13 protein-coding genes are annotated in these 16,429 nt (G+C 55.2%); 11 read left to right on the top strand and 2 right to left on the bottom strand.

Features of this window, described 5'->3' with window-relative positions; translation table 11 throughout:
- Nucleotides 1-25 precede the first annotated feature (25 nt).
- Complete coding sequence (locus tag ABWO67_RS00730; RefSeq protein ID WP_353146285.1) at nucleotides 26-400, bottom strand: DUF192 domain-containing protein; 375 nt, start codon at nucleotides 398-400, stop codon at nucleotides 26-28.
- Between the two features lie 144 nt (nucleotides 401-544).
- Nucleotides 545-790, bottom strand: coding sequence for a cold-shock protein (locus tag ABWO67_RS00725; protein WP_132640896.1), 246 nt, complete (start codon nucleotides 788-790; stop codon nucleotides 545-547).
- Between the two features lie 164 nt (nucleotides 791-954).
- Between ABWO67_RS00725 and clpS the strand changes: the two genes are divergently transcribed.
- From clpS to ABWO67_RS00670, 11 genes are all read left to right on the top strand, one after another.
- Nucleotides 955-1,278 (top strand): ATP-dependent Clp protease adapter ClpS, encoded by a 324-nt coding sequence (clpS, locus tag ABWO67_RS00720; RefSeq protein WP_353146283.1) that lies wholly within the window; start codon nucleotides 955-957, stop codon nucleotides 1,276-1,278.
- Between the two features lie 199 nt (nucleotides 1,279-1,477).
- On the top strand, nucleotides 1,478-3,799 hold the full coding sequence (gene clpA, locus ABWO67_RS00715; RefSeq protein WP_353146281.1) for an ATP-dependent Clp protease ATP-binding subunit ClpA: 2,322 nt from the start codon (nucleotides 1,478-1,480) through the stop codon (nucleotides 3,797-3,799).
- The gene (locus ABWO67_RS00710) at nucleotides 3,799-5,106 is read left to right on the top strand and encodes a paraquat-inducible protein A (protein WP_353146279.1); all 1,308 of its coding nucleotides are present in this window, start codon (nucleotides 3,799-3,801) and stop codon (nucleotides 5,104-5,106) included. Before clpA ends, ABWO67_RS00710 begins: the two co-directional genes overlap by 1 nt.
- Before the next feature lie 9 nt (nucleotides 5,107-5,115).
- Complete coding sequence (locus tag ABWO67_RS00705) at nucleotides 5,116-6,804, top strand: PqiB family protein (protein WP_353146277.1); 1,689 nt, start codon at nucleotides 5,116-5,118, stop codon at nucleotides 6,802-6,804.
- Between the two features lie 8 nt (nucleotides 6,805-6,812).
- A complete protein-coding gene (locus ABWO67_RS00700) occupies nucleotides 6,813-7,457 on the top strand; it encodes a PqiC family protein (protein ID WP_353146275.1) in 645 nt (214 codons plus the stop codon).
- Between the two features lie 147 nt (nucleotides 7,458-7,604).
- The gene (putA, locus tag ABWO67_RS00695) at nucleotides 7,605-11,420 is read left to right on the top strand and encodes a trifunctional transcriptional regulator/proline dehydrogenase/L-glutamate gamma-semialdehyde dehydrogenase (protein ID WP_353146273.1); all 3,816 of its coding nucleotides are present in this window, start codon (nucleotides 7,605-7,607) and stop codon (nucleotides 11,418-11,420) included.
- A 135-nt stretch (nucleotides 11,421-11,555) separates the two neighbouring features.
- Nucleotides 11,556-12,716 carry a branched-chain amino acid ABC transporter substrate-binding protein gene (locus tag ABWO67_RS00690; protein ID WP_353146271.1) on the top strand — a complete coding sequence of 387 codons (1,161 nt, stop codon included), beginning with the start codon at nucleotides 11,556-11,558 and terminating at the stop codon, nucleotides 12,714-12,716.
- 69 nt (nucleotides 12,717-12,785) lie between these two features.
- Nucleotides 12,786-13,718, top strand: a complete 933-nt coding sequence (locus ABWO67_RS00685; RefSeq protein WP_353146269.1) for a branched-chain amino acid ABC transporter permease — start codon at nucleotides 12,786-12,788, stop codon at nucleotides 13,716-13,718.
- Nucleotides 13,715-14,803, top strand: a complete 1,089-nt coding sequence (locus ABWO67_RS00680) for an ABC transporter permease subunit (RefSeq protein WP_353146267.1) — start codon at nucleotides 13,715-13,717, stop codon at nucleotides 14,801-14,803. Before ABWO67_RS00685 ends, ABWO67_RS00680 begins: the two co-directional genes overlap by 4 nt.
- Nucleotides 14,800-15,666 (top strand): ABC transporter ATP-binding protein, encoded by an 867-nt coding sequence (locus ABWO67_RS00675; RefSeq protein WP_502929938.1) that lies wholly within the window; start codon nucleotides 14,800-14,802, stop codon nucleotides 15,664-15,666. The genes ABWO67_RS00680 and ABWO67_RS00675 overlap by 4 nt, the downstream gene beginning before the upstream one ends.
- Nucleotides 15,663-16,397, top strand: a complete 735-nt coding sequence (locus ABWO67_RS00670) for an ABC transporter ATP-binding protein (RefSeq protein WP_353146265.1) — start codon at nucleotides 15,663-15,665, stop codon at nucleotides 16,395-16,397. Before ABWO67_RS00675 ends, ABWO67_RS00670 begins: the two co-directional genes overlap by 4 nt.
- The last annotated feature ends 32 nt before the right edge of the window (nucleotides 16,398-16,429 follow it).

Below are 16,429 nucleotides of genomic sequence, written 5' to 3'. Positions count from 1 at the left end.
GGACAGGAAGTACTGAAGCTAAGAACTACCGATTGGCCGCCGGCAAATTAGCCACCTTCGCACCAGCCTGTACCTGGTGATCTTTGAACCACCCTTGCTGCATTTCCAGCGCATAAATTACCGGGCCGGCAGGGCAATGTGTATCCAGGCTGTGCGGCTGCATGTCGGCGATGTTTACAATCACCCCCTCGGCGTTGATAAAAGCGATAGACAGCGGCAATGGCGTGTTCTTCATCCAGAAGCAGGGCGTTCCCACATCGTCAAAAACAAATAGCATTCCATGGTCCGGGGGCAGCGATTGGCGCTGCATCAGCCCAAAAGACCTGCTATTCTCAGTGGCTGCAATCTCAGCATTTACGGCATGCGGCCCCACCATCAGTTGCGCCGTTGGCAATAGCATGCTTTGTGCCTGGGCGGGCAATTGTCCGGCTACGACAAACGCCAGAGATACGAATAGCGTACGAAAAAAAACAGGGCTTAAAAGCCCTGTAAGCAGATAAAATTTATACATTGTTATTAAAGCAATCCCAGTTGTTGCGTGCGGTCAGGCAGCCGTAATATTGAGTGCTTGTTTACCTTTTGGTCCTTGGGCAATTTCAAAAGCGACTTTTTGACCTTCTTTCAGGGTCTTGAAGCCGTTCATTTGGATGGATGAGAAATGCGCGAAAAGGTCTTCGCCCCCATTATCCGGGGTAATAAAGCCGAAACCTTTAGCGTCGTTGAACCATTTGACGGTTCCTGTCAGCTTTTGGGTATCCCCTGGGTTAGAGGTTGCGGTTGTATCAGACATACGGACTGCCTCTCGACTATAGTATAAGGTTGAAACTCGACTACAAGGTTTAGCTTTAGCCTACGGATTCTGGCGCGCATGCAAAACTATCCAGCCGTCAGAATACTTAGATAATGCGCAATTTCTCCTTGCAAAGTCAACTATGGAAACCACTAGTATTTGTTATGGCTACTCAAATAGAAAATCACCGCGATACGGTTCTTGATCGCCAAGCAGCCAAACTGGCGCCTCCGCCCATGTATCAGGTGGTGCTCTTGAACGACGATTACACGCCTATGGACTTCGTCGTCATTGTCTTGCAACGCATTTTTGGTAAAAATGAAGACGAGGCTGCCCGTATCATGCTGAAGGTGCACCATGAAGGGCGAGGCGTGTGCGGCGTCTATCCACGCGATATAGCGGCTACGCGTGTCGAGATGGTGCGGCAGTTGGCACATGCGCGTCAGCACCCGTTGCAATGTGTCATGGAGCCAGCGCCCGACAGCTAATCATTGCCTTTCTGTATAACGATGCATCTAGCTTGCGCACTACGCAAAAAGTACGGGTATAGTAAGGTTATCGGCGGTTTCAATACCAACCGATAACAGTAAGATGACTCTTTTATTAATGTTGATACGCAAGGTCGATTTAGTCATAGAATAAGATTTATCGAATTGTTTGTCCGCTCCGATATGTAATGGAGGAAGCGTGATTTCCGAAGAACTTGAAGTCAGCCTGCACATGGCCTTTGTCGAGGCCCGAACAGCGCGACATGAATTTATTACGGTAGAGCACCTATTGCTCGCCTTACTCGACAACGTTGCTGCTGCCGACGTCCTGCGCGCATGTTCCGCCAATATTGACGTCTTGCGTCAAGAGTTACGCAAGTTCATCAACGAGAACACGCCAATATTTCCCGGCGAAGACGAAGTCGATACGCAACCCACCCTGGGTTTTCAGCGTGTCATTCAGCGCGCCATCATGCATGTGTCGTCGGGTAATTCCAACAAGAACACAGTCACAGGCGCCAATGTGCTGGTGGCTATGTACGGCGAAAAAGACTCCCATGCGGTTTATTTCCTGCAACAGCAGGGCGTTACTCGTCTGGACGTTGTTAATTTCCTGTCGCATGGCATTACGAAAGCCAACGAAGACGCTGCTTCCGAACCCGTCAAGGCTCAGGCCGTTGAAGCCGAGCCCAAATCCGACCAGCAAAAATCTCCGCTCGAGCTGTATGCAACTGATCTCAATGCTGAAGCGCGCCAGGGTCGTATCGACCCCCTGATCGGCCGCGAACACGAGGTCGAGCGCGTTATCCAGGTGTTGTGTCGCCGCCGCAAAAACAATCCTTTGCTGGTTGGCGAAGCGGGCGTGGGTAAAACGGCTATTGCCGAAGGCCTTGCCTGGCGCATTACCAAAGGCGATGTTCCCGAAATTCTCTCCGACTCTGAAGTCTATGCGCTGGATATGGGTGCGCTGCTTGCCGGAACCAAGTACCGGGGTGACTTCGAACAGCGCCTGAAGGGCGTGCTCAAGTCGCTTAAAGACAACACCAATGCGATCTTGTTCATAGACGAAATCCATACGCTTATCGGCGCGGGTTCCGCTTCTGGCGGTACGCTTGATGCTTCCAATTTGCTCAAGCCGGCCTTGTCCTCTGGCCAGCTCAAGTGCATGGGGGCTACGACTTACAACGAATATCGCGGCATTTTCGAGAAAGACCACGCCTTGTCGCGTCGTTTCCAGAAAATCGATGTGCCGGAACCCACCGTTGAACAAACGATCCAGATTCTGCGTGGTCTGAAAGGCCATTTCGAAGCGCATCATGGGGTGCGGTATTCGGCCGCTGCCATCACCGCTGCGGCGGAGCTTGCGGCACGCCATATCAATGACAGGTTTCTACCCGATAAGGCTATTGACGTCATTGACGAGGCGGGGGCCGCACAAAGGCTATTGCCTCGCTCGCGTCAAAAGAAAGTCATCGGCAAGGCTGAAGTCCAGGCTACGGTTGCCAAAATTGCGCGCATCCCGCCGCAAAGCGTGTCCAATGATGACCGCAACAAGCTGGCCACTCTTGAACGTGATCTCAAAACCGTCGTGTTTGGCCAAGACCCTGCAATTGAAGCCTTGGCAGCGGCCATAAAAATGGCGCGTTCCGGCTTGGGCCGGCCCGACAAGCCGATTGGCTCTTTCCTGTTCTCCGGGCCTACCGGCGTCGGGAAAACCGAGGTCGCACGCCAATTGGCTTTTGTGCTGGGCATTGAGCTCTTGCGCTTCGATATGTCCGAATACATGGAACGTCACACCGTATCGCGTCTTATCGGTGCGCCTCCTGGCTATGTTGGTTTCGATCAAGGCGGGCTGCTTACCGAAGCAGTCAGCAAGCAGCCGCATTGCGTGCTGCTGTTGGACGAGATCGAAAAAGCGCACCCGGATGTATATAACATCCTCCTGCAAGTCATGGATCACGGCACACTTACCGATAACAATGGCCGCAAGTCGGACTTCCGCAACGTTATTCTTGTCATGACGACGAACGCGGGGGCCGAGGCGCTAAACCGTACCACCATTGGTTTTGCCCAACCTGCTCGCACGGGTGACGAAATGGCGGACATCAAGCGCTTGTTTACGCCTGAATTCCGCAATCGCCTCGATGCCATCATCGGTTTTATGCCGCTATCGCGCGATATCATCATGCGGGTAGTCGACAAATTCCTTATGCAGCTCGAAGACCAGTTGCACGAAAAACGCGTCGAAGCCGTATTTTCGGACGCGTTGCGCGAGCATCTGGCCAAGGAAGGCTTCGATCCGGCTATGGGTGCGCGGCCTATGCAGCGCCTTATTCAGGACACGATACGACGCGCGTTGGCCGATGAATTGTTATTCGGGCGCTTGGTCGATGGCGGGCATGTCGAGGTCGGCCTCGATAAAGACGGGAAAGTGGATCTCGTCATTTCCCAGAAGCCTGAAAAGCCAGCCAAGTCTAATCACGCATCGCCTTCGCATCCGGAACCCGAGCTGGTTGATTGATGAAAGAGGGGCCGGTGGTTGCTTGCGAGCATTGCGCAACGCTACACGAGCGCATGCCTATTGAGCCTCGCGCTATCGCAACATGTACATGTTGCGGCTATGTGCTGTATCGGCGCAGCAGCGTATCGCTGAACGGTTGGATAGCGTTGGTGGTGGCGGCTCTTCTTGTTTTCGCCATCGCCAACTATTTTCCCATCGCAATACTTAACCTCCAGGGAATGACGGTGCAGGCGTCTTTGCCGGAGGCGCTGTGGCTGACCTGGAGGCAAGGCCATCTGTTGTTGGCGGTCATGACGGGGATGTTCGCCTTTTGGCTTCCGCTTATGCAGTTAATGTTCGTGCTTTGGGCGTTGCTGTCAATCCAATCAGGGCGCTTGCCTGGGGATTTTCGCTACGGCATGCGGTTTTTGCATTGGATAGCGCCCTGGAGCATGGTACCGGTCTTGATGCTGGGTGTGATCGTGGCGTTGGTGAAGTTTTCCAGCTTGGCCAAGCTTTCCATCGGCCCAGGGTTATGGGCCTTTGGCGTACTTACATTCATGCTGACTGGGCTTAGCCGCGTGACAGCGCATCGATTATGGCGATATGCCGAGGATGCAGGGTTAGTCCAGGCACCCCATCCGAACTTGTCCCCAGGTAGAGTAGTGGCGTCATGCTCATCGTGCGGCTATGTCCAGAACATTAAACCAGGCACAGAGGCCTGTCGCTGTGAGCGTTGCCATGCGCGTATGCATCGGCGCAAGCCCAATCCGGTATCTCGTGTGTGGGCCCTGATCATCACGGCCAGTATTGTTTATATTCCCGCTAATATCTTGCCAGTCATGAGGCTGCGTACCGCAGTCGGAGAGAGTGCGCATACCATTCTGGGCGGTGTGATAGAGCTGTGGCAACTGGGGTCGTGGGATCTCGCGGTCATTGTCTTTGTGGCCAGCGTCGTGGTGCCCATGACCAAGCTTTTGGCATTAATGGTGCTGATGGTGAACAGGCATTGGCGCGGCAGCACTGTGCAACGCCAGCGTACGCGCTTGTATGAATTGATCGAATTCATAGGCCAATGGTCTATGTTGGACGTTTTCGTAGTTATCCTGCTGACCGCCATGGCCGATTTTCCGGGCGTTTCGCAGATCATCGCAGGGCCGGGCGCGGCGAGCTTCGGCTTTGTGGTGATTCTTACCATGTTTGCCGCCATGAGCTATGATCCTCGCCGCGGCTGGGATCAGCAGCCTCACGCGTTGGAAGCCGGCGCGTTACAATCGCCCGCTAGTTCAACCTCCGGGCAGATAGCACCCGGCAGAACGCAGTCTTAAGAGAACGGTATGACAGACCACAATGCTGCGCCAGAATCCGAAAAATCCGATGGGGATACGTCCCCGGCGACAACAGGTATTTCCCAGGACTTGCGTCGGCCCGATATCAAGCCAGCTCGCGAAGTTCGGTTCTCATGGATATGGTTGGTACCGCTGGTGGCAGTTTTAGTCGGGGCCTCCCTGTTGGTGCGCAACTGGATGCACACGGGGCCGACCGTTACGATCAGTTTTGAGTCTGCCGAAGGTTTGGAAATCGGACAAACCAAGGTCCGCTATAAAGATGTGGTCGTCGGGATGGTAAGCGGCATTAAAGTGGCCGCTGATCGGTCCAAAGTGCTGGTTGAGGCTGAGCTCAATCGTGAGGGGTCTGATTATATTACTCAGGAAAGCACACGTTTTTGGGTAGTCCGGCCCCGTTTGGGTATCAGTGGCGTCTCGGGATTGGGCACCTTGCTTTCCGGGGCTTATATCGGTGTGGATGCGGTAGAGACCAAGAACGGCAATCAGCCTGTTTATGAGTTTACCGGCCTCGAAAAACCGCCTGAAATCACCAGTGGACGGCCCGGATCGCGCTTTACCTTGAAAGCGCCTGATCTAGGTTCGCTGGAAATCGGTTCGCCGGTTTATTATCGACGGATACAAGTGGGGCGGGTTATCGGCTACGACCTCGATGAAGGTGGAAAAGCCGTTTCCATCCAAGTGTTTGTGGACAAGCCCAACGATAAGTTTGTCACGAAAGATACACGCTTCTGGAATGCCAGCGGTATTGACTTGTCCTTGAGCGCCGATGGGCTCAAGGTGCAAACTGGCTCTGTCGTTTCTGTCATGGCGGGCGGTGTGGCATTCGGTTCGCCCGATGGAACCAGCACCGAGCCTGCCCAGGCGGACAGCGTATTCCCGCTAACCGACACGCAAGCGCAAGCGATGGCTGACCCGGATGGCCCGCCATACGCTGTCGAGTTGCATTTTCGGCAATCGGTGCGCGGCCTGAAAGTGGGCGCACCTATCGATTTTCGCGGTCTGGAGCTGGGTAGGGTGGTGGATATCGACCTTGAATACAATGCCAAGGACAAGTATTTTTATGCGCTGGTCAAGGGTGAGCTCTACCCAATGCGGTTTGGCGCAGCTTACGAAAATATGCGCAAAGGTAGTCCAGATTCTAAAAATACGGATTCGGATTTGTTGAGCGTTATGGTTGAAAACGGTTTGCGGGCGCAAATGCGTGCGGCCAACATCCTGACCGGCCAACAGTATGTGGCGCTGGACTTTTTCACGGATGCCAAGCCGGTGTCATTTGATAGCAAGGCGCAGCCCGTGATTCTGCCGACCATCGTCGGCGACTTCGACCGCTTGCAGCAGCAGATTACCAGTATCGTCACCAAGCTTGACGCAGTCCCGTTCGAAGACATAGGCAAGGATCTGCGTACCAGCCTGCAATCGGTAGCACAGCTCGTTAAGAACCTCGATGGGCAATTGGCGCCGCAAGCCACCTCAATGCTTAAAGCCGCTCAAAAATCGTTGAGCAGTATTGATAAGTTGTTGGCGCAGAATTCCCCCATGAACGACAACATAGATCGCACTTTGCGCGAAATCAGCAATACGGCAAAATCGCTGCGTGCCCTGGCGGATTACCTCCAAACGCATCCGACGTCGCTGTTGCGTGGGCCCGCCCGCGATGCAGTGCCGGTTAGTCCTTAGGAAACGTCATGAATTTTGGCCGCATCTTTTCATATGCATTGTTGGCTGTTGCACTTACCGCATGCGCGAGCACGGCTCCCCGTTATTACACTTTGCTGCCGGCGTCGACGCCGGAGTCTGTCGGCGCGAACACCCAACAGGCCGCGGGGACTAAGTTCGCGATCAGCGTGCAGCCCGTGGTGTTGCCGGAGCAGGTAGATCGGCTGCAGATTGTGCTTAGCGATCCCCAGAGCACACAGGTAAGTTTGTTGAACAGTTCCTTGTGGGCTTCGCCGCTGTCGGATGAAATTCGCAATGCCTTGTCGGACGAGCTTTCCCGCAAGTTGGGCGTACTCGATATTGCCACCGGCTCTGTACCGGAGTCGTTGGCGATGTGGAAGGTTGCTCTGCATGTACAGCGCTTCGAGTCTGTCTACAACGAACGAGTGCTGGTGGATGCCACATGGCGGCTGACCCCCGTCAATCAGCCAGCTAAAAAAGCGACAATATGCCGTGCCGAGACTCAGGTTTTGGTCGGAGAGGGTGTGTCCGCCATGGTTGCGGGGCATCAGGAAGCCTTACGCCGAATTGCGCAAGTGATCGCCGCCCAGTTATCAGGTAGTCCCGGAAAAGCGGCGGTTGATGGCGTGCTGAATAAAGGTTGCACCTTTTGATGCGGCTAGCGATAAAGGGTTAACCACAATATAAAAAAAGGTACAACCTGATTAGTATTTCGTTCTCGTTTAACGAGAAGCTATGTTGAAGCAGTGCTGCGTCCGTCGACTGGCTGCAACGTGGAAAACGATTTACAGGAACAGGTTATGGCAACGACCACACTGGGCGTCAAGATTGATGAAACGCTGCGCGAGCGTCTGAAAAACGCGGCAGGTAAACTAGGTTGCACCCCGCATTGGCTCCATAAGCAGGCCATCTTTGCTTATGTCGACGCGATAGAGCGCGGGCAACTGCCGGCGGAAATCAGTTATTTCGGCTCCAACGACGGCGAAGCATCTGTCGAAGCACCGCTTGCCCCTGAAAGCTCATTACCTTTCTATGAGTTCGCCCAAGACATACAACCACAGTCAGTGCTGCGCGCGGCCATCACATCGGCTTACCGGCGTCCCGAAACGGAATGCATACCTGTTCTGGTTGATCAGGCACGCTCTGCGCAGCCGCAAGAAGTACATGCCTTGGCACGCCGCCTTGTAGAGGCATTGCGCGGCAAACGCAAGGGTGGCGGGGTCGAAGCCTTGATTCAGGAGTTTTCCTTGTCCAGCCAGGAAGGCGTGGCCTTGATGTGCCTGGCCGAGGCTTTGCTTCGCATTCCCGACAGGGCGACACGTGATGCCCTTATACGCGACAAGATCAGCCACGGCGATTGGCGCTCACATATGGGTGAATCGCCCTCGCTATTTGTCAATGCTGCAACGTGGGGCTTGATGCTTACCGGCAAGCTGGTCAGCGTAAATAGCGAGCAGTCTTTGTCTACGGCGCTGACTCGTCTGATTGGCAAGGGCGGTGAACCGTTGATTCGCAAAGGCGTGAATATCGCCATGCGCATGATGGGCGAGCAGTTCGTTACCGGGCAAACCATTTCAGCTGCGATCGCCAACAGCCGCAAGCTTGAAGATAAAGGGTTTCGGTATTCCTACGATATGCTCGGCGAAGCAGCGACGACGGCCGTCGATGCCGATCGTTATTATGTGTCGTACGAACAGGCCATACACGCCATAGGCAAGGCCTCGCAAGGACGTGGCATTTACGAAGGGCCTGGTATTTCCATCAAGCTTTCCGCATTGCATCCGCGCTACAGCCGGGCGCAGCGCGAGCGCGTCATGGCGGAACTGCTGCCACGCATGTTGACGCTGGCCAAGCTGGCCCGCAGCTACGACATAGGCTTGAATATCGATGCCGAGGAAGCCGATCGTCTCGAGATTTCGCTGGATTTGCTGGAAGCCCTGTGCTTTGACTCTGACCTGTCAGGTTGGAACGGCATTGGTTTCGTCATTCAGGCCTATCAAAAACGTGCGCCATTCGTCATTGATCACGTCATCGATCTTGCTGAACGCAGCGGGCATCGCTTGATGATCAGGCTGGTCAAAGGGGCTTACTGGGACTCGGAGATCAAGCGCGCGCAGATCGATGGGCTGGAAGGCTATCCCGTTTACACGCGCAAGATATACACCGACGTGTCTTATCTGGCCTGCGCCCGCAAGCTGCTTGCAGCGCCGCAGGCGGTATACCCGCAATTCGCAACACATAACGCTCATACGCTGTCGGCTATTTACCATATGGCTGGGCAAAACTATTATCCGGGCCAATACGAATTCCAGTGTTTGCATGGCATGGGCGAACCGCTGTACGACGAAGTAACAGGGCCCATCGCCCAAGGCAAGTTGAATCGCCCCTGCCGGATTTATGCACCGGTAGGCACCCATGAAACCTTACTGGCTTACCTGGTGCGTCGACTGCTGGAGAACGGTGCAAATACGTCATTTGTGAACCAGATCGGCGACGAGGCTATTCCTGTCGATACCCTGATTGCGGACCCAGTGCAGTCTGCATTACGTATTCAGCCGCTGGGTGCGCCGCATGACAAAATCTCGTTGCCCAGGCAGTTGTATAGCCAGGTGGATGGTCGACTGAATTCGGCAGGCCTGGATCTTTCAAACGAACATCGTCTGGGTTCGCTGTCGGCAGCGTTGCTCAACAGCGTAGGCCATGCATGGCGCGCCGCGCCAATGGTGGGAGAGGGCGAACCCGAATGGGATGAGGCGCGCACCCGTGCCGTATGCAATCCGGGAGACCATCGCGACATAGTGGGGTTTGTCATAGAGACCAACCCTGCGGAAGTGGAAAGTGCCTTGGCAGCGGCGACGCATGCGGCGCCGATCTGGCAGGCAACACCAGTGACTGAACGCGCCCAATGTCTGGTGCGTGCAGCCCAAATGCTGGAAGACGAGATGCAGCCCTTGCTGGGCTTGATCGTTCGCGAGGCTGGCAAGTCGCTGGCCAATGCCATTGCGGAAGTTCGCGAAGCCGTGGACTTTCTACGCTACTACGCAGCGCAAATCGAACAATCATTTTCTAACGATACACATCGTCCTGTTGGGCCTGTGCTGTGTATTAGTCCCTGGAATTTTCCGTTGGCCATTTTTACTGGCCAGGTGGCGGCCGCGCTTGCAGCGGGCAACGTTGTGCTGGCTAAGCCGGCGGAACAAACCAGCTTGATTGCAGCGCAGGCGGTTGCCATTTTACGTCGGGCCGGTGTGCCGGCCGGCGCCGTACAACTTTTGCCCGGGCGGGGAGAGACGGTAGGCGCCGCCCTGGTGGCCAGTCCCGCAGTGCGCGGCGTCATGTTTACCGGTTCTACTGATGTGGCTCGGCTGATTTCCCGGCAACTTGCTCAGCGTCTTGACGATGCCGGCCACCCCATTCCGTTGATTGCTGAAACCGGGGGCCAGAATGCGATGGTTGTGGACTCATCCGCTTTAGCCGAACAAGTGGTGTTCGATGTGCTGACTTCCGCTTTCGATTCCGCCGGCCAACGTTGTTCAGCACTGCGTGTTTTGTGTGTCCAGGAAGATTGCGCTGATCATGTCCTGACTATGCTGCGTGGCGCAATGCAAGAGCTGCAGGTTGGCCGGACAGATCTGCTGTCGTCCGATGTCGGCCCTGTCATTGATGCCGATGCACAAGCAAATATCCAGGCCCACATCCAGTCTATGCGGGATGCTGGCCACAGGGTGGATCAACTGACGCTCGGTGAGCGGTGCGAGCATGGCTCTTTTATTTCGCCAACTATCATCGAGATCACGGATGTAGCGGCGTTAAAACAGGAAGTCTTCGGCCCCGTTTTACATGTGGTGCGCTATAAGCGTGAAAAGTTGGATGCCCTGATCGATGCGATCAATGCAACGGGTTACGGCCTTACTTTTGGCGTGCATACACGGCTGGATGAAACGGTAGCTCGTGTGTCTGAACGGATTCATGCGGGCAATATTTACGTCAATCGTAATATTGTGGGGGCAGTGGTCGGTGTCCAGCCGTTTGGCGGAGAAGGGCTTTCGGGCACGGGCCCCAAGGCTGGCGGCCCGCTGTACCTTTTGCGCTTGTTGGCGCGCCGCCCTGATAGCTTGCCAGCGTGGTGCGATATGGATAGTGCCCTTAGGGCTCCAGTCGTGCTTGCCGGCCCTACTGGCGAAAGCAATCTGTATCACATCAAACCGCGCGGCACGGTGCTGTGCGTAGCAGCGACGGTAGACGGCGCGGCCGTCCAGTTCGACGCGTGCGTGCGCACCGGCAATCAAATGGCACTGCTGGATACCGAAGCGGGCCAGGCGTTCCTTGCAGCCCGAAGTGCGGCAGAAAAGAAGAACATACGGTTGGCAGCGCGTGATGAGGTCGAACACGGCGATTATCAGGCAGTGTTGTTCGAAGGCGATAGTGATGCGTTGCGGGCGCTTAATCAAGCGGTGGCGCAAAGGCAAGGGCCTATCCTGTCGGTGCAAGGCCTGAGCAGCGATGAACTGGCTGCCGGTCAGGGTTATCGCCTGGAACGTTTATGGCGTGAAGTTTCGGTTAGCGTGAACACCGCAGCGGCGGGGGGCAACGCAAGCCTCATGATGGTGGGCTAGCTATAAGCCCTGATGCAGCAATGATGTTTTATTAAGGGTTACGACCAATTAAAAATAGGTTGTGCTTTTGGTGTAATCCCAGGTGCTACCCGCACTCGGGCTAATTAATATTCTTCTTATATACCGGAGATAAATATGAAATCCATTAAAGGATTCAAGCTTTTAGCTGCAACAGCCGCCGTGATGGCAAGCTTTGCGTTGGGCCAGGCTCAGGCAGCCGACAATACGGTTGTCAAACTGGGCTTTGCCGCTCCGTTGACCGGGCCGCAGTCGCATTATGGCGAAGACATGAAAAACGGCCTGACCCTGGCGCTTGAAGAGGCTAACAAGCAAAATATCCAGCTCGACGGTAAAACCGCCAAGTTCGAACTCGTCTCGCGTGATGACCAGGCCGACCCGCGTACTGCTGTGCAGGTAGCGCAACAAATCGTGGACCAAGGCGTCGATGGCGTATTGGGCCACTTCAATTCCGGCACGACCATTCCCGCATCCAGCGTCTACAACGATGCCGGCTTGCCGCAAATCGCCATGGCCACGTCGCCCGAATACACCGATCAGGGCTATGACACCACATTCCGCATGATGACCAGCGACACCCAGCAGGGCGCAGCTGCGGGTGAATTCATCGTCAAAGATTTGGGCGCGAAAACTGTTGCCTTGATCGATGATCGTACCGCTTATGGCCAGGGGTTGGCGGATCAGGTTGCCAAAGCCGTGGAAGCCGCCGGCGGAAAAGTGATTGCGCGCGAATACACCACTGACAAAGCCAACGATTTCACTTCTATTCTGACCAACATCAAATCCAAAGAACCTGCAGCCATCTTCTTTGGCGGGCTGGATGCGCAGTCCGGCCCAATGCGTCGTCAAATGGCCACGCTAGGTATCAAGGCTCCGCTGGTTTCGGGTGAAATGACGCGTAGCGACACTTTCCTTAAACTTGCCGGCGATGCCGCCAATGGCACTTACGCCTCGCTGGCTGGCGTGCCGCTTAAGCAAATGGCCGCCGGAGAAAAATTTGAAGCCGACTACAAAGCGCGTTTCAAAGTCGAGCCCGGCGTTTACGCTCCCTATGCTTATGATGGCGCCTGGAACATGATCACCGCCATGAAAGAAGCCGGTTCGGCCAAACCCAAAGCTTACTTGCCCAAGCTTGCCGCGCTTTCGCGTACTGGCGCGACCAGCCAAAATATCGCTTATGACAGCAAAGGCGATCTGAAGGAAATCTCGGTCACCATTTATGAAGTGAAGAATGGCAAGTGGGAAATGGTGAAAACCATGGTCAGCAAGGCCAATTAAGGCTGCGTCGATTTTTTGTGGTTTTTTGCGGGCCGGCGCTTGCCGGCCCCATTTTCAGAGTCATAAAGCATGGATATTCTCATACAACAGTTGATCAATGGCATCACGGTGGGCAGCGTATATGCCCTGGTTGCCCTTGGCTACACCATGGTTTATGGAATCATAGGCCTTATCAATTTCGCCCATGGCGACGTCGTCATGGTGGGCGCAATGGTAGCGACCACGATGGTGGTGACGCTTATTGGCGCCGACCCGGGCAGCGTTTCGGCATGGTTCGCCATTATCGTGGCATTGCTGGTTTCTATTCCGGTTTGCATGGCCTTGGGCTGGCTGGCTGAGCGTTACGCTTACCGTCCGCTACGTCGAGCGCCGCGACTGGCCGCACTGATCACCGCAATTGGCGTTTCCATCATTATCCAGAACATAGCGATGATGGTTTGGGGACGCAACTATCTCAGTTTTCCGCACATTATCGAGCCCGTCATATTTCCGATAGGCGGCGCACGGATTAGTCTGCTGCAAGTCATTATTATCCTGACCGCCACTGCCATCATGGCGGGTCTGTTGCTTGTGGTGCATCGCACTCGTCTGGGAACCGCCATGCGGGCTACCGCGCAGAATCGCGAGGTGGCCGGTCTGATGGGGGTGAACATTAATACAGTGATCGCAGCCGCCTTCCTGATTGGCTCTGCGCTTGCCGCCGTGGCGGGCGTGATGGTCACCACATATTATGGCGTCGCGCAGTACACCATGGGCTTTCTGCTGGGCCTTAAGGCGTTCACCGCTGCGGTGTTGGGTGGTATTGGCAACCTAGGCGGCGCCATGCTGGGCGGACTGCTGCTGGGCATAATCGAATCGTTGGGTGCCGGATACATCGGGGATCTGACTAATGGCGTGTTCGGTAGCAACTATCAGGATGTATTCTCGTTTATCGTGTTGATCCTGGTGCTGGTTTTCCGTCCGTCAGGATTGCTGGGCGAACGTGTAGGAGACCGCGCATGAGCCATTCTTCTACTTCCAGCACCGGCGTGTCGTTCAAAGTATGGCTGGGCATTGCACTATTTGGAACCGTGCTGGCTGTGCTGCCCTTTGTGCTTGGCATGGCCGGGCAAAGCTGGGTGCGCACGCTTAACTTTGCGCTGTTGTACGTCATGCTCGCGCTTGGCCTGAATATTGTCGTGGGTTTTGCCGGTTTGCTGGACCTTGGCTATATCGCGTTCTATGCGGTTGGCGCTTATGTATGGGCATTGCTGGCTTCGCCGCATTTTGGGCTGCACCTGCCGTTCTGGGTAGTGTTGCCGGCTGGCGTGCTCTTGGCTGCTATCTTCGGTGCGTTATTGGGGGCGCCCACGCTCAAGTTAAGAGGTGACTACCTGGCTATCGTAACGCTGGGGTTTGGCGAGATTGTCCGCATCTTCATGAATAATCTGGATGCGCCTATCAATATCACCAATGGTCCCCAAGGAATAAACCGGGTTGACACGTTTTCGGTCAATGGCTTTCTTTTCGGCCGTAGCCAGGAGATTTTCGGCTTCCGCATCACAGGTCCCGAGAAATACTATTACTTGTTGCTCTTGATCACGATCATCATCGTAATCATATGCGCCCGGTTACAGAATTCTCGCATAGGACGCGCCTGGGAAGCTGTGCGCGAAGATGAGGTGGCTGCCAAGGCCATGGGCATTAACACCCGCAACATCAAGCTGCTGGCCTTTTCCATGGGCGCAAGCTTTGGCGGGGTGGCAGGCGCTATGTTTGCGTCCATGCAGGGTTTTGTCAGCCCGGAAAGCTTTAGCCTTACGGAATCCATTTCCGTACTGTGCATGGTGGTGCTGGGCGGGATGGGGCATATCCCGGGTGTCATATTGGGTGCGATTTTGCTATCGGTCTTTCCCGAGCTTTTGCGGGCGGTCGTAGTGCCTTTGCAGCAAACCTTGTTTGGCGACGTCATTTTGGACCCTGAAGGGATACGCATGCTGATGTTCGGCTTTGCACTTGTGCTCGTCATGATCTTCCGACCAGCGGGGTTGTGGCCATCGGCGGTTCGTCGTCGGGAACTTACTGGCGCGAAGGAGGGCAAGGCATGATTAACGCTACTGAAAACATCGATGCTCGCTCCATGCCAGAGTTGCTGCTTGTCGCAAACAAGTTGAGCAAGCGCTTCGGTGGCCTGCAAGCGTTGTCCGACGTCAGCTTTTCCATATGCAAGGGCGATATCTACGGTCTTATCGGCCCTAACGGGGCGGGGAAAACGACGCTGTTCAATGTGCTTACCAGCTTGTACGTGCCGGAGTCCGGGTCATGCAATTTCATGGGGCACCAACTGACCCGCCTGAAGCCGCACCAGATAGCCATGGTGGGCCTGGCTCGTACTTTTCAGAACATACGCCTGTTCGGCAATTTAAGCGCTATAGAGAACGTAATGATAGGTCGGCATATCCGCACGCGGGCCGGCGTGTGGGGGGCTGTGACCCGCAACAAGCGCACGCGTGCCGAGGAGCTTGCCATCGAGCAGCGTGCCAAGGAGCTACTGGAGTATGTCGGCATTGGTCATCGTGCCAACGACGTCGCTCAGTCCTTGCCTTACGGGGATCAACGCCGGCTTGAAATTGCCCGGGCATTGGCCACAGAGCCGACCTTGCTGGCTTTGGATGAACCCGCTGCGGGCATGAATGCATCGGAAACCGTTGTGCTGCGGCGGTTGATTGAAAAGATACGTGGCGATGGCGTTACGGTGCTCTTGATCGAGCACGATATGAAGCTGGTCATGGGTTTGTGCAATCGTGTGTTGGTGCTGGAGTATGGCAAAGTGCTTGCCGAGGGTAAGCCTGTCGACGTGCAGCGAAATCCCAAAGTGATCGAAGCCTACCTGGGCGCCGGGGCGGCAGAGCATGCGACTGTCGTAAGTGCACCGGCAAACAGGCCGAAAACCAATAAGGATACGCAATGAGCCAGACGAATAACTTGCTCGAGATACGGCAACTGGAAGTGGCTTACGGCGGTATACGAGCCGTACGTGGCATGGATTTGTCGGTCGGCCGGGGTGAGCTGGTTAGCCTTATCGGTGCCAACGGGGCAGGTAAAAGCACCACGCTGCGCGCTATATGCGGGCTGGTTCCCGTTGCCGGCGGAGAGATCCTGTATGACGGCAAATCCATCGTGGGCACGCAGTCTTACATGCTGGTGCGCCAGGGCTTGGTAATGGTGCCTGAAGGGCGGGGCATTTTCGGCCAACTGACAATAGCGGAAAACCTGGCCATGGGTGGCTACACTCGTAATGACAAGGCTGCCGTATCGAAAGACACCGATCATGTGTTCAGTCTCTTTCCAAGGTTGGCGGAGCGACGCGCTCAGTCGGCTGGCACTTTGTCGGGGGGGGAGCAGCAGATGCTTGCAATGGGGCGCGCCATGATATCTCGCCCCAAGCTGTTGCTGCTGGACGAACCTTCCATGGGACTGGCGCCGTTAATGGTGGAAAAGATTTTCGAGGTGATACGCACGGTTGCTGCCGAAGGGGTGACGATTTTGCTTATCGAGCAAAATGCCAAGCTCGCGCTTGAAACGAGCAATCGGGGCTATGTGATGGAGTCGGGGCAGGTGATTTTGCAGGGACCCTCGAAACAGCTGCTGGATGATCCCAAGGTGCGGGCGGCTTATTTGGGTGAGGAAGAGGCTGCCTGATTTACGGTTTTTGGCAACCGACGTAGGGGTGC

It is taken from the genome of Pollutimonas bauzanensis (genome assembly GCF_040393045.1).
GTDB lineage: Bacteria > Pseudomonadota > Gammaproteobacteria > Burkholderiales > Burkholderiaceae_B > Pollutimonas > Pollutimonas bauzanensis_A.
Note: the sequence above shows the minus strand (reverse complement) of the source record. Positions and strands in the feature narration are given on the sequence as shown.

Excerpts from the sequence above, each read along its gene's own strand:
- clpS (WP_353146283.1), top strand. The coding sequence starts at position 955 with ATGGCTACTCAAATAGAAAATCACCGCGATACGGTTCTTGATCGCCAA.
- ABWO67_RS00710 (WP_353146279.1), top strand. The coding sequence starts at position 3,799 with ATGAAAGAGGGGCCGGTGGTTGCTTGCGAGCATTGCGCAACGCTACAC.
- putA (WP_353146273.1), top strand. The coding sequence starts at position 7,605 with ATGGCAACGACCACACTGGGCGTCAAGATTGATGAAACGCTGCGCGAG.
- ABWO67_RS00705 (WP_353146277.1), top strand. The coding sequence starts at position 5,116 with ATGACAGACCACAATGCTGCGCCAGAATCCGAAAAATCCGATGGGGAT.
- ABWO67_RS00675 (WP_502929938.1), top strand. The coding sequence starts at position 14,800 with ATGATTAACGCTACTGAAAACATCGATGCTCGCTCCATGCCAGAGTTG.
- ABWO67_RS00680 (WP_353146267.1), top strand. The coding sequence starts at position 13,715 with ATGAGCCATTCTTCTACTTCCAGCACCGGCGTGTCGTTCAAAGTATGG.
- ABWO67_RS00730 (WP_353146285.1), bottom strand. The coding sequence starts at position 400 with ATGCTATTGCCAACGGCGCAACTGATGGTGGGGCCGCATGCCGTAAAT.
- ABWO67_RS00700 (WP_353146275.1), top strand. The coding sequence starts at position 6,813 with ATGAATTTTGGCCGCATCTTTTCATATGCATTGTTGGCTGTTGCACTT.
- ABWO67_RS00670 (WP_353146265.1), top strand. The coding sequence starts at position 15,663 with ATGAGCCAGACGAATAACTTGCTCGAGATACGGCAACTGGAAGTGGCT.
- ABWO67_RS00690 (WP_353146271.1), top strand. The coding sequence starts at position 11,556 with ATGAAATCCATTAAAGGATTCAAGCTTTTAGCTGCAACAGCCGCCGTG.
- ABWO67_RS00685 (WP_353146269.1), top strand. The coding sequence starts at position 12,786 with ATGGATATTCTCATACAACAGTTGATCAATGGCATCACGGTGGGCAGC.
- ABWO67_RS00725 (WP_132640896.1), bottom strand. The coding sequence starts at position 790 with ATGTCTGATACAACCGCAACCTCTAACCCAGGGGATACCCAAAAGCTG.